The 25,207-nt window shown below is 72.6% G+C and carries 21 protein-coding genes; 10 read left to right on the top strand and 11 right to left on the bottom strand.

Going from position 1 to position 25,207, the window contains the following annotated elements; genetic code table 11:
* Positions 1–21: 21 nt before the first annotated feature.
* From ACFPK1_RS09140 to ACFPK1_RS09110, 7 genes are all read right to left on the bottom strand, one after another.
* Entirely contained in the window at positions 22–2,394 is a 2,373-nt protein-coding gene (locus ACFPK1_RS09140) for a DUF1989 domain-containing protein (RefSeq protein WP_378020597.1), read from the bottom strand.
* Positions 2,395–2,511: 117 nt separating this feature from the next.
* Positions 2,512–2,823 (bottom strand): hypothetical protein, encoded by a 312-nt coding sequence (locus tag ACFPK1_RS09135; protein ID WP_378020596.1) that lies wholly within the window; start codon positions 2,821–2,823, stop codon positions 2,512–2,514.
* Positions 2,820–3,905, bottom strand: coding sequence for a hypothetical protein (locus tag ACFPK1_RS09130; RefSeq protein WP_378020595.1), 1,086 nt, complete (start codon positions 3,903–3,905; stop codon positions 2,820–2,822). The genes ACFPK1_RS09135 and ACFPK1_RS09130 overlap by 4 nt, the downstream gene beginning before the upstream one ends.
* A gap of 214 nt (positions 3,906–4,119) precedes the next feature.
* On the bottom strand, positions 4,120–4,770 hold the full coding sequence (locus tag ACFPK1_RS09125; RefSeq protein WP_378020594.1) for a sarcosine oxidase subunit gamma: 651 nt from the start codon (positions 4,768–4,770) through the stop codon (positions 4,120–4,122).
* Positions 4,763–7,675 (bottom strand): 2Fe-2S iron-sulfur cluster-binding protein, encoded by a 2,913-nt coding sequence (locus ACFPK1_RS09120; protein ID WP_378020593.1) that lies wholly within the window; start codon positions 7,673–7,675, stop codon positions 4,763–4,765. Before ACFPK1_RS09120 ends, ACFPK1_RS09125 begins: the two co-directional genes overlap by 8 nt.
* Positions 7,672–7,935: a sarcosine oxidase subunit delta gene (locus ACFPK1_RS09115; RefSeq protein WP_378020592.1), complete on the bottom strand. Its 264-nt coding sequence runs from the start codon at positions 7,933–7,935 to the stop codon at positions 7,672–7,674. The genes ACFPK1_RS09120 and ACFPK1_RS09115 overlap by 4 nt, the downstream gene beginning before the upstream one ends.
* Positions 7,936–7,978: 43 nt before the next feature.
* Entirely contained in the window at positions 7,979–9,286 is a 1,308-nt protein-coding gene (locus tag ACFPK1_RS09110) for a sarcosine oxidase subunit beta family protein (protein WP_378020591.1), read from the bottom strand.
* Between the two features lie 208 nt (positions 9,287–9,494).
* Between ACFPK1_RS09110 and ACFPK1_RS09105 the strand changes: the two genes are divergently transcribed.
* The 7 genes from ACFPK1_RS09105 (at position 9,495) to ACFPK1_RS09075 (ending at position 17,248) form a co-directional block, all read left to right on the top strand.
* Complete coding sequence (locus ACFPK1_RS09105) at positions 9,495–10,895, top strand: glutamine synthetase family protein (RefSeq protein WP_378020590.1); 1,401 nt, start codon at positions 9,495–9,497, stop codon at positions 10,893–10,895.
* A 110-nt stretch (positions 10,896–11,005) separates the two neighbouring features.
* Entirely contained in the window at positions 11,006–11,857 is an 852-nt protein-coding gene (locus ACFPK1_RS09100) for a class II glutamine amidotransferase (protein ID WP_378020589.1), read from the top strand.
* Positions 11,854–12,648, top strand: a complete 795-nt coding sequence (locus ACFPK1_RS09095) for a GltB/FmdC/FwdC-like GXGXG domain-containing protein (RefSeq protein ID WP_378020588.1) — start codon at positions 11,854–11,856, stop codon at positions 12,646–12,648. The genes ACFPK1_RS09100 and ACFPK1_RS09095 overlap by 4 nt, the downstream gene beginning before the upstream one ends.
* 11 nt (positions 12,649–12,659) lie before the next feature.
* Positions 12,660–14,069: an FMN-binding glutamate synthase family protein gene (locus tag ACFPK1_RS09090; RefSeq protein WP_378020587.1), complete on the top strand. Its 1,410-nt coding sequence runs from the start codon at positions 12,660–12,662 to the stop codon at positions 14,067–14,069.
* On the top strand, positions 14,062–14,526 hold the full coding sequence (locus ACFPK1_RS09085; RefSeq protein WP_378020586.1) for a hypothetical protein: 465 nt from the start codon (positions 14,062–14,064) through the stop codon (positions 14,524–14,526). The genes ACFPK1_RS09090 and ACFPK1_RS09085 overlap by 8 nt, the downstream gene beginning before the upstream one ends.
* Positions 14,527–14,681: 155 nt before the next feature.
* A complete protein-coding gene (locus tag ACFPK1_RS09080) occupies positions 14,682–16,322 on the top strand; it encodes an APC family permease (RefSeq protein WP_378020585.1) in 1,641 nt (546 codons plus the stop codon).
* Between the two features lie 17 nt (positions 16,323–16,339).
* Positions 16,340–17,248 (top strand): bifunctional 5,10-methylenetetrahydrofolate dehydrogenase/5,10-methenyltetrahydrofolate cyclohydrolase, encoded by a 909-nt coding sequence (locus tag ACFPK1_RS09075; RefSeq protein WP_378020584.1) that lies wholly within the window; start codon positions 16,340–16,342, stop codon positions 17,246–17,248.
* 7 nt (positions 17,249–17,255) lie between these two features.
* Here ACFPK1_RS09075 and ACFPK1_RS09070 read toward each other — a convergent pair whose 3' ends face one another.
* The 3 genes from ACFPK1_RS09070 to ACFPK1_RS09060 all read right to left on the bottom strand — a co-directional run bounded on the left by ACFPK1_RS09070 (position 17,256) and on the right by ACFPK1_RS09060 (position 20,285).
* Positions 17,256–17,909: a helix-turn-helix domain-containing protein gene (locus tag ACFPK1_RS09070; protein ID WP_378020583.1), complete on the bottom strand. Its 654-nt coding sequence runs from the start codon at positions 17,907–17,909 to the stop codon at positions 17,256–17,258.
* Positions 17,906–18,637 (bottom strand): type 1 glutamine amidotransferase, encoded by a 732-nt coding sequence (locus ACFPK1_RS09065; protein WP_378020582.1) that lies wholly within the window; start codon positions 18,635–18,637, stop codon positions 17,906–17,908. Before ACFPK1_RS09065 ends, ACFPK1_RS09070 begins: the two co-directional genes overlap by 4 nt.
* Positions 18,638–18,698: 61 nt before the next feature.
* Positions 18,699–20,285, bottom strand: coding sequence for a serine/threonine-protein kinase (locus ACFPK1_RS09060; RefSeq protein ID WP_378020581.1), 1,587 nt, complete (start codon positions 20,283–20,285; stop codon positions 18,699–18,701).
* 145 nt (positions 20,286–20,430) lie between these two features.
* Here ACFPK1_RS09060 and ACFPK1_RS09055 point away from each other — a divergent pair, with 145 nt between their 5' ends.
* Positions 20,431–21,789, top strand: coding sequence for a GntP family permease (locus ACFPK1_RS09055; RefSeq protein WP_378020580.1), 1,359 nt, complete (start codon positions 20,431–20,433; stop codon positions 21,787–21,789).
* Positions 21,790–21,944: 155 nt separating this feature from the next.
* Positions 21,945–23,300 (top strand): MFS transporter, encoded by a 1,356-nt coding sequence (locus ACFPK1_RS09050; RefSeq protein ID WP_378020579.1) that lies wholly within the window; start codon positions 21,945–21,947, stop codon positions 23,298–23,300.
* Here ACFPK1_RS09050 and ACFPK1_RS09045 read toward each other — a convergent pair.
* Positions 23,240–23,926: a GntR family transcriptional regulator gene (locus ACFPK1_RS09045; protein ID WP_378020578.1), complete on the bottom strand. Its 687-nt coding sequence runs from the start codon at positions 23,924–23,926 to the stop codon at positions 23,240–23,242. The two genes, ACFPK1_RS09050 and ACFPK1_RS09045, sit on opposite strands and share 61 nt — an antisense overlap.
* A gap of 44 nt (positions 23,927–23,970) precedes the next feature.
* On the opposite strand from ACFPK1_RS09045, the gene ACFPK1_RS09040 reads away from it, so the two are divergent.
* Positions 23,971–25,200: a CaiB/BaiF CoA transferase family protein gene (locus ACFPK1_RS09040; protein ID WP_378020577.1), complete on the top strand. Its 1,230-nt coding sequence runs from the start codon at positions 23,971–23,973 to the stop codon at positions 25,198–25,200.
* Positions 25,201–25,207 lie beyond the last annotated feature (7 nt).

The following is a 25,207-nucleotide window of genomic DNA, read 5'->3' as shown; positions in this document are numbered from 1 at the left end:
GAGCTCTCCCGGACGCGCTGGTCAGGAGCGCGGACGTTCCTTGTCGGGGTCGTAGAACGGGAACCGGACGACCTGGGCCGGGATGCGCTTGCGGTGGCCGTCGAGCTTCCCGACCTCCACCTCGGTGCCGATCTCGGCGTGCTCGACCGCGAGACGGCACAGCGCGATGTTCTTGCGCAGGATCGGCGAGCGGGTCGCGCTGGTGACGACGCCGACCTGGTGGCGCCCGACGTGCACGCAGTCGCCGTGGTGCGCCGGCTCGTTGCCCGCGAGCTCGAGGCCGACCAGCCGCCGCTGCGGGCTCGCCTTGCGCGCGACGAGCGCGTCGCGGCCGACGAAGTCGTCCTCCTTGGTCTTCAGCGGCACCGTGAAGCCGACGCCGGCCTCGAAGGGGTCGACGTGGTCGTCGAAGTCGTAGCCGGCGAAGACCAGGCCCGACTCGATGCGCAGGACGTCGAGGGCGTCGAGGCCCAGCGGGAGCATCCCGTGCGGCGTACCGGCCTCCCAGACCGCGTCCCACACCGCCGGGCCGTCCGAGGGGTGGCACCAGATCTCGTAGCCGAGCTCGCCGGAGTAGCCGGTGCGCGAGACCACCACGGGGATGCCGCGGTGGTCGCCGATCCGCCCGACGGTGAACCGGAACCACGTCAGGTCGCCGAACGCGGGCTGCGTGCCCGGCGTCCAGATGAGCCCGCGCAGGATGTCGCGGCTGCGCGGGCCCTGCACCGCGATGTTGTGCATCTGGTCGGTGGAGTGCTTGACCCAGACCCGGTCGAGCCCGCGGCGCTCGGCCTGCTCGCGCAGCCAGGTGCCGGTGTACTCGTCGCCGCCGACGAAGCGGAAGTTCGTGTCGGCGAGCCGGAAGACCGTGCAGTCGTCGATCATCCCGCCGGTCTCGTTGCACACCGCCGAGTAGACGACCTGGTTGATCGAGAGCTTGCGGATGTTGCGGGTGACGCAGGCCTGCAGCAGCGCCTCGGCGTCGGGCCCGAGGACCTCGAACTTGCGCAGCGGCGACAGGTCCATCACCGCCGCCCGCTCGCGGCAGGCCCAGTACTCGTCGATCGCGCCGTGGCCGTCGAAGCTGGTCGGCAGCCAGTAGCCGCGGTACTCGGTGAACTGGCGGGTCAACGCCCGGGTCCGCGGCGCGAATCCCGTCTCCTTGGTCAGCGAGGCCGGGTGCTCGGGCGTGGGGCGGTGCGCCATGGCCATCGAGAACTTCCGTTCGGCGGAGTAGACGCGCAGGTGGATGTCGGTCGGCGTCCAGGCGTTGGCCGGGTCGATGTCGTCGGGGCAGGCCGACGTCGCGCAGACGAGGTCGACGCCCGCGCGCATCAGCACGTAGTCCCCGGGCCGCGACCACGGCTCGTCGAAGATCAGCTGGTTCTGCGCGTCGAACGCGGTGTTGTAGAAGAGGTTGAGTGCGGGCCAGCCGGCGCGCTCCTCGATGCCGTAGGGCCGCAGCTGCGCGTTGAAGTTGTCGGTGCAGTTGATGTGGCCGAAGTAGCCGAGGTCGTCGTAGTACTTCGTGTTGCAGGCCAGGCCGAAGGTGTCGTGCCGGCCGACGGTGTCGCGGACGATCTCGACCAGCGGCTCCATGTCCTGGTCGTAGAACTTCCCGTGCAGCCCGGGCTGGGGGTAGGCCTGCCCCATGAAGTAGCGGGTGGCGGTGGCGTCGAGCCCGCGCTCGCGGCCCTCCTGGAGCCGGTGGGCGTGGAAGGCCAGGAAGTCGGAGCACTGCCGGCCCTCGACGTCGAGGACCTGGATGTACTGGCCGGCCTTGACCTCGTAGCTCAGGGCGGTGGCCGCGTCGACGCGGACGTCGAGGATCGGGTCGGCGAGCGGCGGGGGCAGCGGCGGGACCTCGGGCACCCGCGGCTGGGCGCGCCGCACCTCGAGCACCAGGTCGGACGGCGGGTTGCCCGTCGTCTCGTCCACCGCCATCGACCCGGCGGGCGCGGCGACCAGCACGATGCCGGGCCCGGCCGCGCGCAGGGTCTCGCGCGACCCGGCCGGCGACCACTCCCCGAACAGGTAGGCCGCGCGGAGCCCGGTGGGGTCGAGCCCGTGCGCGAGGAGGACGGCCAGGACCGGGTCCTCGATCGCGTGCGGGGAGGCGTCCGCCCCGAGCGCCCGCAGCGTCGTCGCCGGGGCGTCCGCGGTGAGACCGAGCAGGTCCCGGGCGGCCGCCCCGTCCGGCCCGACGGCGGTGACCTCCGCGCGCTGCCGGCCCTGCCGGTCGACCACGGTGATCTCGTCACCGCCGTGCACGCGCACGGCGGTGACGCCGCCGGGGCGGACCCAGTAGGTCTCGACCCCCGGCACCGCCTCGAGCAGCCCGGGCAGCCGGAGCCGCCGGGACGGGATCAGGGGCGGGGTGGTCGGTGCAGCCATCGGCACTCCCCTACAGGCGGCGGACGAACAGCCGCGCCATGACGAGGGCGGCCACGGGCAGGCCGATGAACAGGATCGTCGCCAGCACGGGGCCGGCGGCGTAGGCGAAGAAATCGCTCATGCCGGAACTCCTCCTCGGTTCGTGGCCAGACCGGACTGCGCCATGCGCTCGCGTCCGAAGTCGGTGAGCGCGTACTTGAACAGCACGCGCTCCTCCCCCTGGGTGCGCTGCGGGTCGACGGTGGCCTCCTGCTCGCTGAGCAGGCCGCCGGCGTAGAGGTCGACGAGCGTCAGCCGGACCGTGCCGCGCCAGTACGCCCCGGAGACGCCGTACTCGGCCTCCACCGCCTCGATGACCTGGTCGGTCCACAGCGGGCCACGGTCGGCGAAGAGCTGCAGGACGTATCCCTTCATGTGCATGGTCGTCACGCCTCCTGCCGGGCCGAGGTGGAGGTGCGGGTCGAGCGGGCGGGCACCGCGCGCAGCACCTCGAGGACGTCGCGCTTCTCGGTGAAGAGCACGAAGCTGCCGATGACGGCGATGAGGCCGCCGATGACGAACTCGAGGCCCGGCGGCTCGAGGGTGAAGACGTAGAGCCACACCAGCGCGAGCGGCCCGTAGAGCGCGGCGATCGCCTGGCCGCGGCCGACCCCGATGAGCGGGAACGACTTGTACCAGGACACGTAGCAGAACCCGAAGGTCAGCCCGAGCAGCACGAGCAGCAGCAGCACCGTCGGGCTGGCCAGCGCCGCGCCGACCGTCGACCAGAAGGTGGCGCCCGCGGCGATCGAGCAGATCGGCACGACGATGACCAGCCAGATCGCGACCTCGGCGGTGAAGCGCAGGGTCAGGCCGACGTCCGGGTCGCTGACGTCGAGCGCGCGCCCGGCGATGGCGCCCTCCAGGCCCCAGCCGACGATGGCGCAGACGCCGCCGAGGTAGCCGAGCCAGGCGCCGCCGCCCGCGCCGCTGATCTCGCCGAGGATGCCGGGCGCGAAGATGACCACGCCGCCGAGGACGATGACGACGATGCCCAGCGCGGCCCGCTTGGTGATCGTCTCGCCGTACCAGGCGCGGGCGGCCAGCGCCCCGACGATCGGGTAGAGCAGGGCCGCGACGGCGGAGAACCCGGCGCCGATGTAGGCGATGGCCACCACCGAGCCGAAGATCGCGAGCATGCCCGCGAGCCCGGCCGGGAGGTACCACCGCGAGATCTTCACCTGGCGCAGGGTCCGGCCGTAGTCCTTGGTCTTGCCCAGGACCGCGACCCAGACCGCCATCGCGATGAGCACCGCGACGGCGTTGAGGATCGTCACCACCACGGCGGCGAGCAGGTAGCCGCCACCGCTGGTGGGGGCGTCGACGAAGGGCGACTCGGCGTAGATCACCGAGCCGGGGACGTACCAGGCGCCCCACAGCACGGCGCACGTCAGCGCCCAGATGAAGCCCCACCGGACCTGACGGTTGCGGTACTCGTTGCGGAGCTCGTCGATCTGCGTCGGACTCGTCATGGTCACCTCCGAGCAGTCGGCGTCCACGGCCGCCCGCCGTGTCGGGCGGTGCGGAGACGCCGTGGCGCTGCTGCGGTCGATGGGCGACGCCGTCGGGCCGGGAGTGGTGCTGGGGGGCGGTCCGGGTCGGCCTCGGATGTGACCCAGATCATGGCCCCTCCGTGAGCCCTGTGTAAAGCCCCAGTGGACACCGTTTCCCACTAGTGACGCGTGGTCAGCCGAGCCCGACGAGGGTGGTCGTCTCGATCCCGTACTCCTCGCCGGCGTCGAGGAGCGCCTCGGCCAGGAACCCGCCCGTGGAACGCTCGCAGTGCAGCAGGAACGACGGCATGCCGGCCCGGTCGTCGCGCACCACGTCGGTGACGACGGTGGCGACCGACGAGCGGAAGGCGGCGCCGTCGGGCACCACGGTGCCGGACAGGTCGATGGCGCAGACCTTCTCCAGCACCGACGCCACCCGCGGCCCGGTCAGGCGCACGAGCGCCCGCCCGTGGGTCAGGTCGATCACCGAGACGAACTCGGGCCGGTCGCCGACCGCCTGCTCGATCGCGGCGACGGTCGCCGCCGCGGTGCCCGGGGCCCCGACGACGAGCCACTCGCCCGGCCCGGAGCCGACGACCAGGACGGTCTCGCCCCCGATCGCGGTGCGGGCGGCGCGCCCGAAGGACGTCCCGAGCACGCTGCCGAGCCCACCGGTCACCGGGCCCTTCACCAGCACCTTGGCCAGCGGGCTCTCGTCGGACAGGACGAGGTCGGCGACGCTGGGCCGGGCGTCGACCACCCAGCCGGAGCGGGTCGTCGCGACGCCCGGGGCGACGGCGCTGCGGGCCAGGGGGCCGGACGCGGTCCCGTTGTTCTCAGACACGCTGCCGCACCCCTTCCGGATCGACGTGGGCGAGGCCCTCGATGACCGTCGCCCGGATGTCCCGGCCGTCGACCAGGCGCACGGTGACGTGGGTCCCGGGCGCCGCGAGCGAGGGCGCGAGCTGGCCGAGGCAGATCGAGCGGCCGAGGGTCGGCGACATGCGGCTCGAGGTGATGCGCCCGGCGATCCGCCCGTCGGGGTGGAGGATCTGGCTGGCCTCCTCGGGCACCGTGGCGCGGTCGACCGGCTGGAGCGCGACGAGCCGGGTGGTCACCCCCTGCTCCTGCTGCCACACCAGCTCCGGCTTGCCGACGAAGTCGTCCTTGTCGAGCTTGACGGCGCCGTCGAGGGCGGCGCTGTAGGCCTTGGTCAGGCCGTCGGTGTCCTGCCCGACGATGAAGTGGCCCTTCTCGAGGCGCAGGATGCGCTGGGCCTCGACGCCGAACGGCACCACGCCGAGGTCCTCCCCCGCCGCCATCAGCGCCTCCCACACGTGCAGGCCGTAGGAGGCGGGCACGTGGATCTCGTAGGAGAGCTCGCCGGTGAAGCCGATCCGCCACAGCACGCAGTCGTCCACCCCGGCCACGGAGCCGGTCCGGACCTGCATGTAGCCGAAGGCGTCCGGTGCGAGGTCGACGCCGGAGACGAGGCGCGCCATCAGCTCGCGGGACCGCGGCCCCGCGACGTTGATGCTGGCGTAGGCCGTGGTCACCGGGGTGACGTGCACCCGCCAGTCCGGGTGCGCGGTCTGCAGCCAGTCCTCGACCCACTCCCACACCGTCGCCGCCCCCGACGACGTGGTGGACATCAGGTAGTGGTCCTCGCCGAGCCGGCCGGTGACCCCGTCGTCCATGACGACGCCGTCCTCGGCGCACATGACCCCGTAGCGGACCTTCCCGACGCCGAGCTTCGACCACTTGTTGACGTAGAGCAGGTTCAGCAGCTCCGCGACGTCCGGCCCGCGCAGGTCGAGCTTGCCGATCGGGGTGACGTCGATGATCCCGACCTTCGTCCGGACGGCGTTCACCTCGCCGGCCGGGTCGCCGTAGTGCTCGGGGCGGATCCACTGCCCCGCGACCAGCGGGGTCGCGCCGTGGCGCTCGTGCCAGCGCTGCATCGGCGAGTGGCGCACCGGCTCGTGGATGCGACCGGCGAGCGCCCCGAGCGTCACCGGCGCGTACATCGGCCGCCAGGTCGTCGTGCCCGTCTCGGCCATCGTGCGCCCGGTCGCCTCGGCCACGATCGCGACCGTGTTGACGGTCTCGAGCTTGCCCTGGGTCGGGCCCATCGTGACCGTCGTGTAGCGCTTGACCAGCTCGATCGAGTCGTAGCCCTCCTTGATCGCGATCACGAGGTCCTTGGAGGACACGTCCTCGCAGAAGTCGACGAACCCGTGGGTGGCGCTGCGGAAGAGCTCCGGGTGGTCGGCGGGTGCGAGCGCCGGGACGGCGACCGGCGTCGCCTCCGGCGCCGGCAGCGGCGGGGCGTCCTCGCCCCGGGTGGGCACGGCGTCGGCGATCGCGCGGGCCCGGGCCGCGGCGCGGCGTGCGGCCTCGGTGCCGATCGCCGTGGCGTGGGCAACCAGCTCGCCGACCGTGCCGTCGCCGACGATGCCGCCGGTCGCCAGCACGTTGTCCGGCATCCGCTCGGGGTCCGGCACGAACCGGGCCGCGGACGGCCGGTAGACCGGGCGGTCGCCCGACATGTTGAGCAGCGACGTCGGTGCCGTCCAGCCGACCGCGGTGACGAGGAGGTCGCACGCGATCCGCGCGCCGGTCGTCAGCTCGACCTCGGCGACCCCGGCGCGTCCGGTGGCCCGCACGACGCCCTCGCCCGCCCGCGCGTCCACCACGGCGGCGATCTCGACACCGGCCCGGCGCAGGTCCGCCACGGCGGCGTCGCCCTCGGGGTTGGCCGTCAGCACCACGGCGCGCGAGCCGGGCCGCACCGCGTACAGGTTGATCAGCCGGCGGGCCGCGGTCGAGAGCATGACCCCCGGCAGGTCGTTGCCGTCGAAGACGTACGGGCGCTCGACGAGGCCGGGCGCCACGACCACCGTCCCCGCGCGGGCCTTGATCAAGCGCTCGAAGACCCGCGGCAGCCCGCGCTGCACGATCGCGAGCCAGTTGTCGTCGAAGCGGCCGCTGACCACCGAGTTCGTGAGGACCTCGATCCCCGGCTCCGCGGCGACCTGCGCCCGCAGGTCGCGCAGCGCCGCAAGGTCGTCGGCGTCGCCCCACCGCAGGTGGCCCCCGAGGTCGTGCTCCTCCTCGACCAGCATGACCCGCGAGCCGGCGCGCGCGGCGGCGACGGCCGCCGCCATCCCGGCGGGGCCACCGCCCGCGACGACCACGTCGGGGTGGGCGTAGCGCTTGTCGAACGTCTCGCCGGAGGCGCCCCCGGAGACGTCACCGGTGATCTCGCCGGCGTGGACGAAGCGGCGCAGGACCTTCTCGTAGAGGGGCCACAGCCGCTGGGGCTTGATGAAGGTCTTGTAGTAGAAGCCGGGGGCGAGGAACCGGCCGGCCAGGCCGTTCACGGCCTTGACGTCGAACGCCAGCGAGGGCCAGGTGTTCTGCGAGGTGACCACCATCCCGTCCTCGACGAGCCGGTGCGCGCCGCGCACGTTGGGCTCGTCGCCGACCTGGACGCTGCAGCCGGGGTCGAGGAAGTCGGCGGTCAGCAGGCCCCGCGGGCGGTGGTACTTGTAGCTGCGGGAGAACACCCGCACGCCGGACGCCGCGAGCGCCGAGGCGATGGTGTCGCCCCGGAAACCGCGGTGGGTCGACCCGTTCCACGTGAAGGTGACGGGACGCCGGCGGTCGATCACCTCGCCCGGCTGCGGGGCGAGCCGCCCCGACCGGACGCCGGTGGCGGTCGGGCCGGACGGGGTCGTGAGGCTCATCGGCCGCCCTCCGTGGTGGTGTCGACGGGCCGGACCTCGTTGGTCCCGGTGTGCCGTTCGATCTCGATGTACCGACGGCACCCGGCGCGGTGGTACCAGCCCTCCCGCGACCACCCGAGGGGGTTGGCCTGCGTGTAGAGGTACTCCCGCCACCGCTGCGGCGTCGCCGACACCGGATCGGGGCGCGCACCGGCCGCCCCGCCGTAGCGGAACTCCGTCGCGTTCCGCGGCCCGCACCACGGGCACGGCACCAGCATCATCGACGATCACTCCAGACCAGCACGCAGCAACGGGACGACATGACTAGTGGCCCACCGCCGCGGCGCCCTTCTCCCCGACGAGGCGCCCGTCGGCGAAGCGGTCGAGCCCGAACGCGGCGATGATCTCCGGGGGCCTGCCGTGCGCGACCGTCGCGGCCATCGCCTCGCCGGATACCGGGCCGGCCTTGAACCCGTAGGTGCCCCAGCCGACGTCGACGTAGAACCCCTCGACCGGGGTCGGGCCCATGATCGGCGAGTAGTCCGGGGTCATGTCGCACAGCCCGGCCCACTGGCGCAGCAGCCGCATCTTCGCCAGGGCGGGCATCAGCTCGAGGACGTGGCCGGCGACGCCCTCGGTGAACTCGAGCGACCCGCGGATCGAGTAGGACGCGAACGGGTCGACGCTCGCGCCGAACACCAGCTCGCCGCGGTCGGTCTGGCTGACGTAGACGTGCAGGGTGCCGGAGACGACCACGGTGTCGAGGAACGGCTTGACCGGCTCGGTGACCGCGGCCTGCAGCGGGAAGGTCTGCACCGGCATCGACACCCCGGCCATGTCCGAGATCAGGGTCGCCCAGCCCGCCGTGCAGTTCACGACCGCCCGGGTCGCGATCCGGCCCCGGGTCGTCTGCACCCCGCTGACCCGGCCGTGGGAGACGTCGATGCCGGTGACCTCGGTCTGCTGGTGGATGTGCACCCCGTGGGCATCGGCGCCGCGGGCGTAGCCCCAGACCACCGCGTCGTGCCGCACGATCCCGCCCGGCGGGTGGTAGAGCGCCCCGAGGATCGGATAGCGGGTGTCGGGCGAGGTGTCGAGGTAGGGCACCAGACCCTTGACCTCGTCCGGTCCGATGACGTCGGAGTCGACGCCCTCGTGCTTGTTGACCTCGCTGCGCCACCGCATGGTCCGCAGAGACGCGTCGTTGTGCGCCAGGGTCAGGTGTCCCCGCTGGGAGAACATGACGTTGAAGTTCAGGTCCGCGGCCAGGTTCTCGTAGAGCTTCACCGACCGGTCGTAGAACCGCACGCCCTCGGGCGTCAGGTAGTTCGACCGCAGGATCGCGGTGTTGCGCCCCGACCCGCCCGAGCCGATGTAGGCCTTCTCCAGGACGGCCACGTTGGTGATGCCGTGGTCGCGGGCCAGGTAGTACGCCGTGGCCAGGCCGTGGACGCCACCACCGATGATCACGACGTCGTAGCTGTCGCGCAGGTCGTGGTCGTGCCACGTGCGCGGCCAGTCCCCCCGTGTCAGGCCGTGCTGCACGAGGCTCCACGCCGAGTACCCGCGCAGCTTCGCCGGCCGGTGACCGTTGCCGCCGGCCGATCGGTGTCCGTTGCCGTTGCCGTTCATGGACGCGTCCTCGCTCGGCCGGGTCGATGTGAGGCAGACCATACGATCCCAGTGAAACACTGTCCACCCTGAGTAGACGTCGCGGCGGCGCGAGGTCGATCTCGAGAAGTTTCGGGCAGCCGGTTGTCTCCTGTCGGTGGACACGGTTCACTCGTTGTGGCCGCGCTCACAAGGTCCACACGGGACCGGGATCCGGGAGGGCAGTGACTTGCCTACCGACATCGAGAACTTCGTCGCCCAGGACGGACGCGAGGACGCCGTCGCAGAGGTCCGACGGAAGATCGACGAGAGCGGGGTCAAGTACATCTACTACCAGTTCGCCTCGGTCACGGGCCGGATCATGGGGAAGGGCGCCCCGGCCGACCACTGGGAACGCTTCTGCCGCAAGGGCTTCCAGCTGGTCTACGGGTCGACCGCCAACCTGTTCACCGACCGGCACGGCGAGTACATCGGTTACGGGGCCGAGGCCACCGAGCTCATCGGGCTGCCCGACGTCGAGACCTTCCAGGTCCTCCCGTGGGACCCGAAGACCGCGCGGGTCTTCTGCACGCTGTTCCGCGGCCGCGAGGAGCCCGAGGACCCGGGCGCTTACCTCACGTCGGACTGTCGCGGCAACCTCAAGCGCATCCACCGGGAGTTCGAGGAGCGCACCGGCTTCCACCTCAAGATCGGCACCGAGCCCGAGATGATGTGGCTCAAGACCAATCCCGACGGCACGCCGTCGGTCGACGGCATGACCAAGCCGTACTGCTACCACATCGACCAGTTCAGCGAACTGCAGCCGTTGATCCACCGGATCATGGAGTACAGCAGCGCGATGGGTCTCGACATGATCCAGGGCGACCACGAGGACGCCCCGGGCCAGCTCGAGCTCAACTGGCAGTTCGACCGCGCCGAGCTCACCGCCGACCGCCTGACGACCTACCGCCAGATCTGCCGGCAGGTCGGGCGCGAGTTCAACGCCTTCCCGTGCTTCATGCCCAAGCCGTTCACCGGGGTCTCGGCCAACGGGTGCCACCACAACATGTCGCTCTGGGACCGCAGCGACACCAACGTCTTCCTCCCCGAGGGCGACGACCCCCGCATGCCCAGCAAGATCGGGCTGGCGGCGATCGGCGGCGTCCTCGAGCACCTCTCGGCCCTGACCTGCATCACCTCGCCGACGGTGAACTCGTACCGCCGGCTCTGGGACGCCGGGTTCTGGGCCCCGCTCTTCGCCGACTGGGGCTTCCAGAACCGCACGACGGCGCTGCGGGTGAGCTCGCCGGACCGCTTCGAGTACCGCTCCGTGGACTCGGCGGTGAACCCGTACCTCTCGTTCGCGGCCCTCATCAAGGCGATGGGCGACGGCATCCAGCGCAACCTCGACCCGGGGCCCCCGGAGGAGCGCAACATCTACAACGCGATGGCCGAGGGCAAGGAGGTCAAGAAGATCCCCATGAACCTCGGGGACGCCCTCCGCGCGCTCGACGCGGACGAGGTCGTGCGCAGCGCGATGCCCGGCGACATGTACCGGGTCTTCGAGCACTACAAGCGCGACGAATGGGAGCGGTTCTGCGCCGCCGTGACCGACTGGGACGTCAAGGAATACCTCGACATCCTGCCCTGACCGATCGACGACCGATCGAAGAGGAGGACGACATGTGTGGGATCGCAGGAATCATCCACACGGACGGGCCCGGCGACGTCGGCAGCGAGATGACGAAGATGCTCCAGTCCATGAAGCACCGTGGACCCGACTCCGCCGGGTACGCCCTCTACGGCGAACCCACGGAGCTCGTCGTGATGCGCTTCAAGCTCGCCGACCCCAACGAGACGTCGGACTTCGACTACAGCGAGCGCCTCGAGCGCAACCGGCGCGAGGTCGAGTCCCGCCTGTCCAAGATCGGGGCGACGGTCGACCGCGTCGAGGGCGAGTCGGCCTACGCGTACCGGGCGACCTTCCGCTACGAGGGCGAGCTCAAGCCCCTGGCCGACTACGTCGAGGACATCCGGGGCTGCGAGGTGCTCTCCCTCGGGCACTCGCTGGAGATCGTCAAGGACCTGGGCGACGCGCAGACGGTCGCCGACCAGTACCACCTCGACAGCTTCCGCGGCACGCACGCCATCGGGCACGTGCGGATGGCGACCGAGTCGGACGTCGACATCGCCGGCGCCCACCCGTACTGGGCCTACCCGTTCTCCGACGTCGCGGTGGTCCACAACGGGCAGCTGACGAACTACCACCAGTGGCGGCGGCGCCTCGAGCGGTCAGGCCACCGGTTCCAGTCCGAGTGCGACTCGGAGATCATCGCGGTCTACCTGGCCGAGCGCCTGGCCGACGGCACGAGCCTCGAGACCGCGATGAAGCAGAGCCTCGACGACCTCGACGGCGTCTTCACCTACCTCGTGGTCACCGAGGACAGCCTCGGCATGGCGAAGGACGCGATGGCCGCGAAGCCGCTCGTCCTGCACGAGGGCGAGAACCTGGTCGCGCTCGCGTCGGAGGAGAGCGCGATCCGCGCGGTGCTCCCCCAGGAGATCGACTCCTACGACCCCTACGAGTCGGAGGTGCTGGTGTGGTCGCGATGAATCCGCCGACGGACCAGGACACCCGGGGGCGCAACGACATCCGCGGGCTCGCCGAGCCCGACGCCGAGGCGCCGAAGGTCGCCCGGATCGAGGGCGGGACCGCGACGTTCGACGCCGCGGACCTCAGCCCCCGCCTGGTCAACCTCGAGCTCCGCCGGCTGATCTACGGCGAGGGGATCCGGGAGGTCAGGATCGAGAACCCCGGCGCCAAGCACTCGATCGCCGTGGGCCTGCTCGCCCGGTGCCGGATCACCATCAACGGCAGCCTCGGCTACTTCGGCGCCACGCTCGGCGACGGCCCGGAGATCCACATCACCGGCCGCGTCGGCTGGTCGGTGGCCGAGAACATGATGTCCGGCGTCGTGGTGATCGACAAGAACGCGGGCTCGCTGACCGGCGCCGCCATGCGCGGGGGCGACCTCGTCGTCCGCGGTCACGTCGGCGCCCGGACGGGCATCGACCAGAAGGGCGGCACGATCGTCGTCGGCGGCAACGCCGGGTCGATGACCGGCTTCATGATGCAGCGCGGCCGCCAGATCATCTGCGGCGACGTCGGGCCCGGCATGGGCGACTCCATGTACGACGGCGAGATCTACGTCGGCGGGACCGTCGCCGCGCTCGGGGTCGACTGCATCGAGGCGGAGATGACGCCGGAGGACGAGGAGCTCCTCGACCGGAAGCTCGGGATCTACCGCATGGACCGGCCGGACACCTTCCGGAAGTTCGTCTGCGGCAAGCAGCTCTACAACTACGACAACCTCGAGCCGTCCGAGCGCAAGCTCGTCCTGTGAGGAGAGGTCACATGGCCGACGAGATGGCGAGCTCCGAGAGCATGGGGCTGGGCAAGAGCAGGATCTTCACCCCCGAGGTCATCAACGACATCCACGTGAAGGCCGATCTGGGCCGCTACCGGATGCGCGGGGGCGGGATCTTCAAGAAGATCCCGCACTGGGACGAGCTCGTGTTCCTGCCCGGCACGCTCACGCGCTTCGTGATCGAGGGCTACCGCGAGAAGTGCACGACGAAGACCGTCCTCGGGTCGCGCTTCGCCAAGAACCCGCTCGAGCTCGACATCCCCATCTACATCACGGGGATGAGCTTCGGCGCGCTGTCGCTGGAGGCCAAGATGGCCCTGGCCAAGGGCGCGTCGATGGCGGGCACCGCGACGTGCTCGGGCGAGGGCGGCATGATCCCGCCCGAGCGCGACTTCTCGACGAAGTGGTACTACCAGGTCATCCAGAGCCGGTACGGGTTCAACCCGCACCACCTGATGCTCGCCGACGCCGTCGAGTTCTTCATCGGGCAGGGCTGCAAGGTCGGCATGGGCGGGCACCTCATGGGCCAGAAGGTGACCGAGCAGGTCGCCGAGATGCGCTCGCTGCCGGCCGGGATCGACCAGCGCAGCCCGGCGCGCCACCCCGACTGGCTGGGACCCGACGACCTGTCGCTGAAGATCCAGGAGGTCCGCGAGGCGACGGACTACCAGGTCCCGATCCAGCTCAAGCTCGGCGCCTCGCGCGTCTACGACGACGTCCGCATGGCCGCCAAGTGCGGGCCGGACGTCATCTTCCTCGACGGCGCCGAGGGCGGCACCGGCGCCGGCCCGCACATCGCCACCGAGGAGACCGGCATCCCGCTGCTCGCCGCGATCCCCGAGGCCCGCCGGGCCCTCGAGGACGTCGGTCTCGCCGACGAGATCGACCTCGTGGTCGCCGGCGGCATCCGCAACGGCGGTGACGTCGCCAAGTGCATCGCGCTCGGCGCGGACGCCATCGCGATCGGCAGCGCGGCGCTGATGGCGCTCGGCTCGAACAAGGAGGTCGAGGGCGCCGACTACCAGGGCACCTTCGGTGTCTCGGCGGCCGAGTTCTACCACTGGCACACCGGCAAGGACCCGGCCGGCATCACCACGCAGGACCCGGAGCTGCGCAAGCGCCTCGACGTCGACGAGGGCGCCACGCGGGTCTACAACTTCCTGCACACCCTGACCCTCGAGGTCCAGATGCTCGCCCGGGCCTGCGGGAAGACCGACGTGCACAGCCTCGAGCCCGAGGACCTCGCGGCGCTGACCACCGAGGCGTCGGCGATGGCGCGGGTGCCCCTGGCCGGCACGAGCTACATCCCCGGGGTCACCGAGTCCCAGACCCTCGAGGAGATCAAGACCCTGCTCGCCAAGCACGTCGCCAACGACGGAGGAGGCTCGGATGTCTGACGGGGCCGAGAAGCAGTTCGACCTGTCGCAGCGGCGCCTGACGACCCGGCAGGGCATCGACACCGAGGAGCTCACCGGGCGGACCTTCCCCTACCAGTTCGATCCGGGCCTGGTCGAGGACATCGACCTGCTGGCCGCGACGCCGGGCGACGACCTGAACTGGCTCGAGGACATCCACCTCATGGAGGAGGACGGCATCCCGGCCGTCTTCGACCGGTACACGAACGCGTTCCTCAAGATCCACTTCGACATCCCGGAGGGCCGCGAGGACGAGTTCGCGCGGAAGGTGCTCATCAAGCACCTCCAGGAGGGCAACTCCTACGGGATCTGGCTGAAGCACCAGCACGCGAAGTTCCCCCAGCCCGAGCTCGGGCCGTGGCTGACGGAGTCGGCCACCGTCGGCGAGCACTGGACGCCTCCCACCGTGGAGAGCTGGGAGAAGTCGTTCACGTTCTGACGTGACGGCGCCCGGCCCGCGACCGACGGGGTCGCGGGTCGGGCCCGACCTCCCTCGAGGTCACCTCTGGAGAACGGGCACATCCGACGGCGGACGAGATCCGGAGACGCCCGGCAACGCCGACTGACGCCACGCGCAGGACGGAGGAACGGGCGATGTCCGAGACGACGCGGGATCCCGAACCGCAACGCACGCCGAGCACCGCGGGGACGGGGGCGACCGCCACCGACAACGGCCTGCTCCGCACGCTGGACTGGAAAGGGGCCTTCTGGATCGCCAGCGGCGTCCCGGCCCTCGTCCTCTTCTCGATCGGCTCGATCGCGGCCACGGTCGGTGCGCCGTCCCCGCTGGTCTGGACCGTCTCGATCATCTTCGGCCTGCTCCAGTCGTTCATCTGGGCCGAGATCGCCGGGCTGTTCCCCAGCAAGTCCGGCGGCGCCTCGGTGTACGGGGCCATGGCCTGGGTGCGGTACGCGAAGCCCGTCGCCCCGCTGTCGGTGTGGTGCAACTGGCTGGCGTGGTCGCCGGTGCTCACCGTCGGGTCCGGGCTCGCCGCGGGCTACGTCCTGACCGCACTCTTCCCGGCCGAGGCGACGATCAACACCTGGTCGATGACCCTGCTCCCGCTGGGCTTCATCCAGGACGACCTCGAGATCCGCCTCAACGCGCAGTTCGTCATCGCGGCGCTGTTCCTGCTCCTGGTCTTCGCCCTGCAGCACGGCGGGATCCTGCGCGCGGCGCGGGTCCAGACGGTCATCGGTCTCGCGGTCCTCGTCCCGCTGCTCGTCGTCGGTGTCGTCCCCCTGATCACCGGCGACATCGTCGCCACCAACTTCCAGCCGTTCGTCCCGCTGTCCGGGGCCTGGGACGCGTCCGGGTGGACGCTCTTCGCCGGCGGACTCTTCCTCGCCGCGTGGTCGGCGTACGCCTTCGAGACCTCGATCTGCTACACCGCCGAGTTCAAGAACCCCGGCCGCGACACCGTCCGGGCGATCCTCTCCGCGGGCATCGCGTGCCTCGTCATCTACACGCTGGTGCCGTTCGCCTTCCAGGGCGTCCTCGGCGTCGACCGCCTGACCCAGGACGACATCGTCGACGGCAACGGCGTCGGCCAGGCGATGACCGTGCTCGTCGGCGGCGGCCCGGTGATCGCCAACCTGCTCATCGTCATGCTCGTCCTCGCGCTGCTGCTCACGATCATGACGACGATGGCCGGCTCCTCGCGCACGCTCTACCAGGGCTCGCGCGACGGGTGGCTCCCGCGTTTCCTCTCGCGCACCAACCAGCACGGCGCGCCGACGCGGGCGATGTGGACCGACCTCGTGTTCAACCTCGTCCTGCTGCTGCTCAGCGACTACGTGTTCGTCCTCGCGACGTCCACGGTCTGCTACATGATCTTCAATTTCCTCAACCTCAACGCCGGGTGGATGCACCGGGTCGACAACCCGGACGCGCCACGGCCCTACCGCGCGCCGACGGCGCTCATCGCGGTCGGCACCGTCCTGGCCTTCGTCAACGCCCTGCTGCTGGGCTGGGGCGCGAACGTGTGGGGCGGCGGCGCCCTGGCCACCGGGCTCATCGCCGCGGCGATCGTGGTGCCGGTCTTCTACTACCGCCACAAGGTCGTCGACAAGGGCGTCTTCCCGGCCTCGTTCAGCGAGGACCTCCCGGCGGAGAACGGCGCGGACGGGGCCGTCGAGCTCCCCCGCCGCGCCGGCGTCCGGCCGTACCTGGTCCTGGCCGGCGGCGTGGTCGTGGTCATCATCGGCCAGCTGCTCGCCGCGGCCGGGAGCTGACGGGGGCGGCGGTCGCGATGGCCTCCCCCACGACCGTCATCGACGGGCGGGCCCGGGCCCGGACGCTGCAGCTCCAGGTCGCCTTCGACGTCGAGCGGCTCGCGGGCCTCGGGGTCCGGTGCGGGCTCGCGACGGTGCTCGTGGGCTCCGACTACGCCGCCGAGGCGTACGCGCGCCGGCTGCGACGCGCGGCGACGGCCGTCGGCATCGAGCACCGCCACCACCACCTGCCCCCGGACACGACGCGGGAGGAGGTGCTGGCGCTCGTCGTCCGGCTCGGGGCGGACCCGGCCGTCAGCGGGATCCTCGTGCTCCGGCCCCTCCCCCCGCACCTCGACGAGGGAGAGATCTTCACCGCCCTCGACCCGGCCAAGGACATCGAGGCGGTCCACCCCGAGAACGCGGGGCTGCTCGCGCTCGGCCGCCCCCGCTTCGTGCCCTCCACCCCGGCGTCGGTCTTCCACCTGCTCGACGCCTGGCTCGACGAGGTGGACATCGCGGGCGAGGCCTTCTACGGGGCCTCGACGATCTGCGTCGTCGGGCGCAGCAACAACGTGGGCAAGCCCCTGACCACGCTCGCGGCGGAACGGGGAGCCGTCGTCGTCTCGTGCGACGAGAACGCGAGCCGGACCGGTCGCCTCGCCCGCTACACCCGTCTCGGCGACGTGCTCGTGGTGGCCGCGGGCGTGCCCGGGCTGATCCGCCCCGAGCACGTCGCGCCCGGGGCCGTCGTCCTCGACGTCGGCATCAACCCCGTGCGGGACCCGGCCACGGGGCGGACCCACCTCGTCGGCGACGTCGACCCGGCGGCCCTGTCGGTGGCGCGCGCCGCGACACCCGTGCCGGGCGGGGTGGGACCGGTCACCGACGTCTGGCTGGTCCAGAACACCGTGCTCGCCGCCGAGCGGGCGGCGAAGCACCGCTGAGCGGGTCTCAGGGCACGGGGGGCATGTGCCCGTAGCCGGTCACCGTCAGGAAGGTGATCGGGAGCTGCACGAGCTCCGACGGCCCGTGCGGGCCCTCGCCGTCGAAGATCAGCGAGTCGCCGGCGTGCATCTCGTACTGCGCGTCGCCGTGCACGTAGCGCATGACGCCGTCGAGCATGAAGAGGAACTCGGTGCCGGGGTGCTGGAACAGCGGGAAGACCTCGGTGGCCTCGGTGAGCGTGCACAGCAGCGGCTCGAGCCGCTTGTGCTGGCCGCGCAGCGCCCCGAGCATGCGGTAGACGTGCCCGACGTTGCTCCCGCGCCGCGAGATCTCGGCGCCGCGGCCCGCCGGGGTGTAGACGGCCTCGCGGTCGGAGTCGATGCCGCGGAACAGCGCGGTCACCGGGATCTCCAACGCGGCCGCCAAGCGCGAGAGCACCGACAGGCTGCAGGACGTCTGCGCGTTCTCGATCTTCGAGAGCATCGCCTTCGACATGCCGACCCGCCGGGCCAGCGAGGTCATCGTCAGGCCCTTGGCGATCCGGTACTCGCGGGTGCGCGAGGCGATGACGTGCTCGAGCTCGCCGAGACCCGGAGCGGCCGGCTCCTCCGGATCGGGACCGGATTCCACCGCGCCGGGGTCGTCGGTCGCAGACGTCACGGCCCCAGAGTAGTCCGCGTACCCGCGGAGGAAACGCCGTTCACCACCTCGTCGAGCAGCGCCGCGGCCCGTTCGCGCGACTCCGGCTGCCGACGATCGGTCTCGGCGAGCAGGGCCGACGGGTCGATCCCGGCGGCCGCGAGCGCCCGGGGGTACTTGGCCGCCCAGGCCCCGGCGCTCTCGGGCGTCGCCTCCGGGTGGAACTGGACGCCGAGGTGCGGGCCCTGGCGGAACGCCTGCACGGCCACGTCGGTCGTCGCGAGCAGCTCGGCGTCGGGCGGGCACTCGAACGCGTCGAGGTGCCACACGAGCCAGGGCCCCGACCCGACGACGTCGGGCCGGATCGTCTCGACGTCGAGCCACCCGATCTCGGGGGCGTCGAGCGGGCGGACGCGCGCGCCGAGCACCGTCGCGAGCAGCTGCGCGCCGAAGCACACGCCGAGCACGGGGACCTCCGCCGCGACCGCCGCGGTGAGGAACGCCGTCTCGTCGGCGAGGTAGCCGACCGCGTCGTCGAGCGTCGAGTCGTCGGAGCCGAGGGCCACGACCAGGGCGTAGCGCGAGGGGTCGGCCGGACGGTCGCCGTGGCTCAGGTGGGCGACCTCCATCGGCAGCCCGAGCTCGCGCACGCGGTCGCCCAGGTGGCCGGGCCCGCAGTCGTCCTGGTGCTGCAGGAACAGCACCCGCCGGTCCTCGTCCATCGCTCCCGTTCCCTGCGCCGTCGTCACGTCTCCTGTGAGGAGCCGCCGTCCACGCTAGGTCAACGCGGAGGGGGACGGCAGCGTGGGCTCAGCCACCGAGCGCGGTGCGCGGGCGGAACTCCAGCCGCTCCCGGATCCGCCGGGTGTGCTCCGCCGACGCCGTCCGGATCTCCCAGGACCAGGTCATGCCCTCGTAGATGCCCGTGGTGTAGACCGTCCCGCCGCGCGCGGCCGTGTAGAGCGGACCCTGGACGGCGTCGCCGGCCCGCCACGTCGTCTCCGGGTCGGCCCGCGGTCCGAGCGCCTCGGTGTCGGTGTACCAGGCGCGCGCCACGGCGGTGTCCGGCCACCGCGCGTAGATCACCGAGGCGTACGGCGCGACGTCCGGGTACTCGCAGATGATCGCCTCGACCGGGGCGACCCCGTCGCCGGTCGTGAGCTCGTCCTCGGGGGTCGACGGGCGACACGACGGCCCGACGGCGCCGGGGAAGACCTGGGCGAGCGACAGTCGCGCGAGGAGGGCGCCGGGCGCGGGCGGGGCCGGGGCCGCCGGAACGGCCGGGGTCCGGGTCGTGAGGACGACCGCCCCGGCGCCGACGGCGAGCACGAGCACCGCGAGGCCCGCGACGAGCGCCATTACGACGCCCCGGCGCCGCGGCCGCGGCTCCGGGGCCGGCCGGTGGGTGATCGGCGGCGGCGCCATCGGGGGCGGGGGCGGACCTCCCGCCGGCGGCCGCGGCGGCGCCGGTGGCGGTCCCGGCGGGCCGGACAGCCACGTGGTCGGCGCCTCCGCGGCGGGATCGGCCGGCCATCCGTCGAGTGCGGCGGCGGCCGCCGCGGCCAGTGCGCCCGCCGTCGGGTGCCGCCGCGACGGGTCCTTCGCCATGGCCGTCGCCACCACGGCGTCGAGCGCCGGCGGGACACCGGGCACGAGCGCGGAGAGCGGCGGCGGCGGTGTGCGGAGGTGCGCGTCCATGAGCGCCGCCCCCTCGGCGAGGAACGGCGGGCGCCCGGCGATCGCCTCGAACAGCAGGCAGCCCAGCGCGTACACGTCGATGCGGCGGTCCACGTCACGGCGCACGAACACCTCGGGCGCCATGTAGGCGAGCGTCCCGATCGCCACGCCCGTCCTGGTGAGCGCGCCCCCGTCGGCGGCGCCGGCGACCGCGCGGACGATCCCGAAGTCGACGAGGTAGACGAAGTCGCGGCCCCGCTGCTCGGCGACGAGGACGTTGGACGGCTTCACGTCGCGGTGGACCAGCCCGTCCTCGTGCGCGGTGTCGAGGGCGTCGGCGGTCTGCCGGACGATCTCCACCGCCCGCGCCGGCTCGAGGCGGCCCTGCCGCGCGATCACGGTGGCGAGGTCGTCGCCCGCCACGAGCCGCATGTCGAGGTAGAGCCGGCCGTCGATGGTGCCGAAGTCGTGGATCGGGATGACGTGCGGCGACGACAGGCGCGCGACGGTGCGCGACTCGCGCCGGAAGCGCTCGCGGTACTCGTCGTCGTCGCCCAGACCGGCGTGCAGGCGCTTGACGGCGACGGTGCGCTCGCGGGCGGTGTCGTAGGCCCGGTAGACCTCCCCCATCCCGCCGCGCCCGAGGCGCTCCTCGAGGAGGTAGGGCCCGAACGTCTCCGGCCCGGCCGGGCGAGCCGAGGGGGCGTGACCGGCACTCATGGTGACGCACAGTAGAAGAAGTCGAGAGCGGAGAGGTCGACACTCGCCCGAAAAGCTCAGTGATCTGACGGGGCGTGACCGACGCGCCGCGTCCCGTCCCGGCACCGGTTTACGCCGAACGCCCCAGTCCTCATGATGGCGCCCCATGCCCGGCTGGTACCTCGTGACGGCGACCGCGGCGGTCGTCGTCCTCGCCGTCCTGCTCATCGTGCGGGTGCGTCTGCACCCCGCGGTCGTGCTCGCCCTCGCCGCCGCGACCGTCGGCCTCATGACCGGCCTCGGCGTCGAGGGCACCGTCGACGCCGTCACCACCGGCTTCGGCGACATCATGGCCGACGCCGGCCTGCTGATCGCCTTCGGCGTGCTCATCGGCTCGCTGCTGCGCGCGGTGGGCGCGATCGAGCGCCTCGTCGCGACGCTGCTGCGCTGGTTCGGGCCGCGACGGATGCCGATGACGATGACGGTGGCGTGCGCGACGGTGCTCCAGCCGATCTTCGTCGACGTCCTCATCGTCATCGCGGCGCCGCTCGCACGCCGCATCGCCGCCCGCATCGGCCCGACCGGTATCCCGCGGATGGCCGCGGCGATCGCGATCGGCTGCGAGTGCGGGATCGTCATGATGGTGCCGGGGATCGGCACGGTGGCGATCGCGGGCGTCCTGGGCGTCCCGCTCGGGCGGATGCTCGTGTTCGGGCTCGTGGTGCTCGTGCCGACGGTGGTGATCGCCTCCGCGGTCACCGGCGCGATCCTGTCGCGCTGGTGGGACCCGGTGCGGGACGAGCCCCTGGTCGACGAGGACGCCGAGGAGCAGGTCGAGGACGAGGCCCTCGCGGAGCCCGCGGACGATCCCCGCCCGTCGGCCACGCCGCTGGCGGTGCTGCTCGCGCCCCTGCTGGGTGCGCTGACCCTCATCGCGGCCGGCGCGATCGTCGAGGCGGCCGGCGCCTCGGTCCCCGTGCTCGCGTTCGTCGCCGCGCCGCCGATCGCGCTGCTGCTCGGCGTGCTGGGCACGATGGTCGTGGCGCGCCGGGAGCTCGGGCGCGAGGGCATCGACGGCCCGCTCGCCGAGGGCTTCCGGGAGAGCGGGCTGATCCTCGTGCTCACCGGCGTCGGCGGCTCGCTCGCGGAGGCGATCTCGCAGTCGGGGCTGGGCGAGGTGCTCGGCGGGCTCTTCTCGGCGAACACCGCGCTGCCGCTGGCGACGGTCTGGCTCACCGCCGCGGTGCTGCACGTCGCCGTCGGGTCGGTGACCATCTCGGCGATCACCGCGGCCGGGGTGCTGGCTCCCGTCGCGCCGGCGATCGGCCTCGACCCCGTGCTGATCGCGCTCGCCGCCGGCACGGGTGCGCTGTTCCTCGTGCACGTCACGAGCAACACGTTCTGGCTGCTGCAGTCGCTGCTCGGGCAGAGCGTGCGGGGCGCGCTGAAGACCTGCTCGTTCGGGGTCTCGATCGCGTCGGTGGTCGGGCTGGGCTGCACCCTCGCACTGTCCACGGCGATCTGACTGTGTATGCAAGAAATCCGGACTGTGCGGCTATGTCGGCTCGTACGCCCCGTGAGTGCGAGATAGGTATACAAGAACCCTTGCGTGCATGACCGGGGTCACTGCACCCTGTCCCTCCAGGAGCCCGCGCGCGGCGGGACGGGAGAGGCGGGGACATGCGTCCGACCGAGCAGATCGCCCCCACGTCCGGCCCACCGCGGACGGGCCTCTCGCCGGGCCGCACCGCGGTCGCGTGCATGATCGGCACGCTGGTCGAGATCTACGACTTCATCCTCTACACGTTCGTCGCCGCGCTGGTGTTCGGGCCGCTGTTCTTCCCCGGCGCGCAGCCCTGGCTGGGGACGCTCGCGGCGCTCTCGAGCCACGCCGTCGCCTTCTTCGTGCGGCCGCTGGGTGCCTGGGTGTTCGGGCGCCTCGGCGACCGGTGGGGACGCCGCGGTGCGCTGGTCCTGTCGCTCTCCCTGATGGGCGTCGCCTCCGCCGGCGTCGGCCTGCTCCCGACCTACGCCGCGATCGGCGTCGCCGCCCCGGTGCTCCTGGTGGTCCTGCGCCTCGTCCAGGGCCTCGCGGTCGGCGGCGAGTGGGGCGGCGCGGTCGCGGTCGCCGTCGAGCACGCGCCGCCGTCGCGCCGGGTGCTCTACGGCTCGCTCCCCCAGGTCGGCTCGGTGCTCGGTCTCGCGCTGGCGGCGGCGTCGCTGCTGGTCGTGGCGTCGGCGGTCGACGAGGAGACGTTCCTGTCGTGGGGCTGGCGGGTGCCGTTCCTCGCCGGCTTCGTGCTCGTCGCGCTGGGCATGTTCGTGCGGCTGCGCCTGGAGGAGACGCCCGACTTCACGAAGACGCGCGACGAGGTCCCGGCGACCTTCGCCGCCACGATGCGCGAGGCCGGCCGGCCGATCCTCGCGGTCACCCTGGCCTGGCTGGCGATCATCGTCGTGGTCTACGCGCTGATGACCGGCCTGCTCGCCTACGCCAAGAGCTACGTCGAGGGCATCGACACCCACGACGTCCAGGTCGGCCTCGTGCTCTGCGGCCTGCTGCTCGTGCCCTACACGATCGGCGCGGCGCTGCTGGCCAAGAAGGTGTCGCGCGAGACGCTCGTGCTCGCGGCCGGCGTGTTCACGGTGATCTGGGCGTTCCCGGCGTTCGGGCTGGTCGCGACCGGTGAGCCGGCGCTGCTGTGGCTCGCGATGGCGATCGGCGTGATCCCCTACGGCCTCGGCAACGGCGCGCTCCCGTCGCTGATGAGCGACGTGTTCCCGGTGCGGCTGCGCTACACCGGCGTCGCGGTGTCGTTCGCGCTCGCCAACGTCATCGGCGGCGCGCTGCTGCCCCTGCCGGCCCTCGCGCTGGTCCAGACGTTCGGCGGCTCGTCGGTGCCCCTGGCGATCGCGCTCGTCCTCGGCGGCCTGGCCTCGGTGGCGGGCGTCGCGATGCTGCGTCGCCTGCCGCGCTACCCGGCAGGCTCGCCCGGCCCCGAGCTCGCGGAGCCGTCCCCGGCGGAGTCGCGGTGAGGGATCCGCATCGCCTCCCGCGCCGCGAGGATGTGGGCGCGCATGAGGTGGCCCGCCCACGGCGCGTTGCCCGCCCGCAGCGCCTCGACCAGCTCGTGGTGGTGCGCCGCGCTGCGCACGAAGTCCCCGGGGCGGAAGGCGCTGTAGCGGGCCGCCACCGCGGGCACGTCGAGCAGGCCGTGCACCATCGCCTCGAGGCGGGGGCGCCCGGTCGCGGCGGCCAGCGCGAGGTGGAACACCCGGGCGTTCTCGGCGAAGGCGACGAGGTCGACCGCCGGCGCGGCGACCACCGCGTCGCCCTCCTCGCAGAGCCGCTCGAGGGTCGCCAGGTCGTCCGGGCCGATGGTGCCCGCGGCCAGCTCGGCGGCGTGCGACTCGAGCACCACGCGCAGGTCGAGGATCTCCTGCTGCATCTCGGGCCGCCAGCGGGCCACGCGCGCGGCGCGGCGCGGCGACACCTCGACCAGCGACTCCCCCGCCAGGCGCCCCAGCGCCTCGCGCACCGGGGTCCGGCTGACCCCCAGCCGCTCCGCCGACTCGACCTCGGGCAGCGGCGTCCCCGGGGGGAGCACCCCCTCGAGGATCTCGCGCCGCAACTGGCGGTAGGCCGTGTCGGCGCGGTTCACCGCAGCTCCACGGTGCGGAACCCTATCGAGACAGGAGCCCGGGCATGACGGCGTACGCCACCGACCCCGCCCCCGCGGCGACCCGGACCGGCGCCCTCGCGGGCGTGCGCGTCCTCGAGATGGGCCAGCTGCTCGCCGGCCCGTACTGCGCGCAGCTGATGGCCGACCACGGCGCCGACGTCGTCAAGATCGAGGACCCGCAGCGCGGCGACGTCATGCGCCAGTGGGGCCGCAAGGCCGACGACCGCTCGCTGTGGTGGCCGATCGTCGCCCGCAACAAGCGGTCCGTGACGTGCGACCTGCGCACCCCCGAGGGCCGGGAGATCGCCCGCGCGCTGGCGGCCGAGGCCGACATCGTCGTCGAGAACTTCCGCCCCGGCACCCTGGAGCGCTGGGGCCTCGACCACGCGACGCTCGCCGCCGAGCACCCCGGCCTGATCATGGTGCGGATCAGCGGCTACGGGCAGACCGGTCCCTACGCCCACCGCGCCGGCTACGCCTCGATCGGCGAGGCCATGGGCGGGCTGCGCCACCTCGTCGGCGAGCCCGACCGGCCGCCGGGGCGCTGCGGGATCTCCCTGGGCGACACGCTGACCGCGATGTTCGGCGCACTCGGGGCGCTGGCGGCGCTCGAGCACCGCCGCCGCACCGGGCTGGGGCAGGTCGTCGACGCGTCGATCTACGAGTCGGTGCTGGCCGTCACCGAGTCGCTGATCCCGGAGTGGGTGCTCGCCGGGCACGAGCGCACCCGGACCGGGGCGACCCTGCCCGGCGTCGCGCCGAGCAACGTCTACCCCACCGGCGACGGCGGCAGCGTGCTCGTCGCGGCGAACATGGACACGGTCTTCCGCCGTCTCGCCGCGGCCATGGGCCGCCCGGAGCTGGCCGACGACGAGCGCTTCGCCACCCACGCCGCGCGCGGCGCCCACGCCGAGGAGCTCGACGCGATCGTCGCCGCGTGGACCTCGACCCGCCCGGCCGCCGACGTCCTCGCGCACCTCGAGGAGCACGGCGTGCCCGCGGGGCCGATCTACCGCGCGCAGGAGATGCTCGCCGACCCGCACTTCCGGGCGCGCGAGTCGATCCTGTCGATGGCCGACCCGCGCTTCGGCGAGTTCCCCATGCAGGGCGTGTTCCCGCGGTTGTCGGGCTCGCCCGGCGAGGTGCGCTGGCTGGGCCCGGAGCTCGGCGAGCACACCGACGAGGTGCTCACCGAGCGCCTCGGCTACACCCCCGAGGCCGTGCGCGAGCTGCGCGCCTCCGACGTGATCTAGGAGTGGG

The organism is Actinomycetospora rhizophila, assembly GCF_042657905.1.
Lineage (GTDB): Bacteria > Actinomycetota > Actinomycetes > Mycobacteriales > Pseudonocardiaceae > Actinomycetospora > Actinomycetospora rhizophila.
The sequence above is the reverse complement of the archived record's forward strand: the minus strand, read 5'-3'. Positions and strand labels throughout refer to the sequence as shown.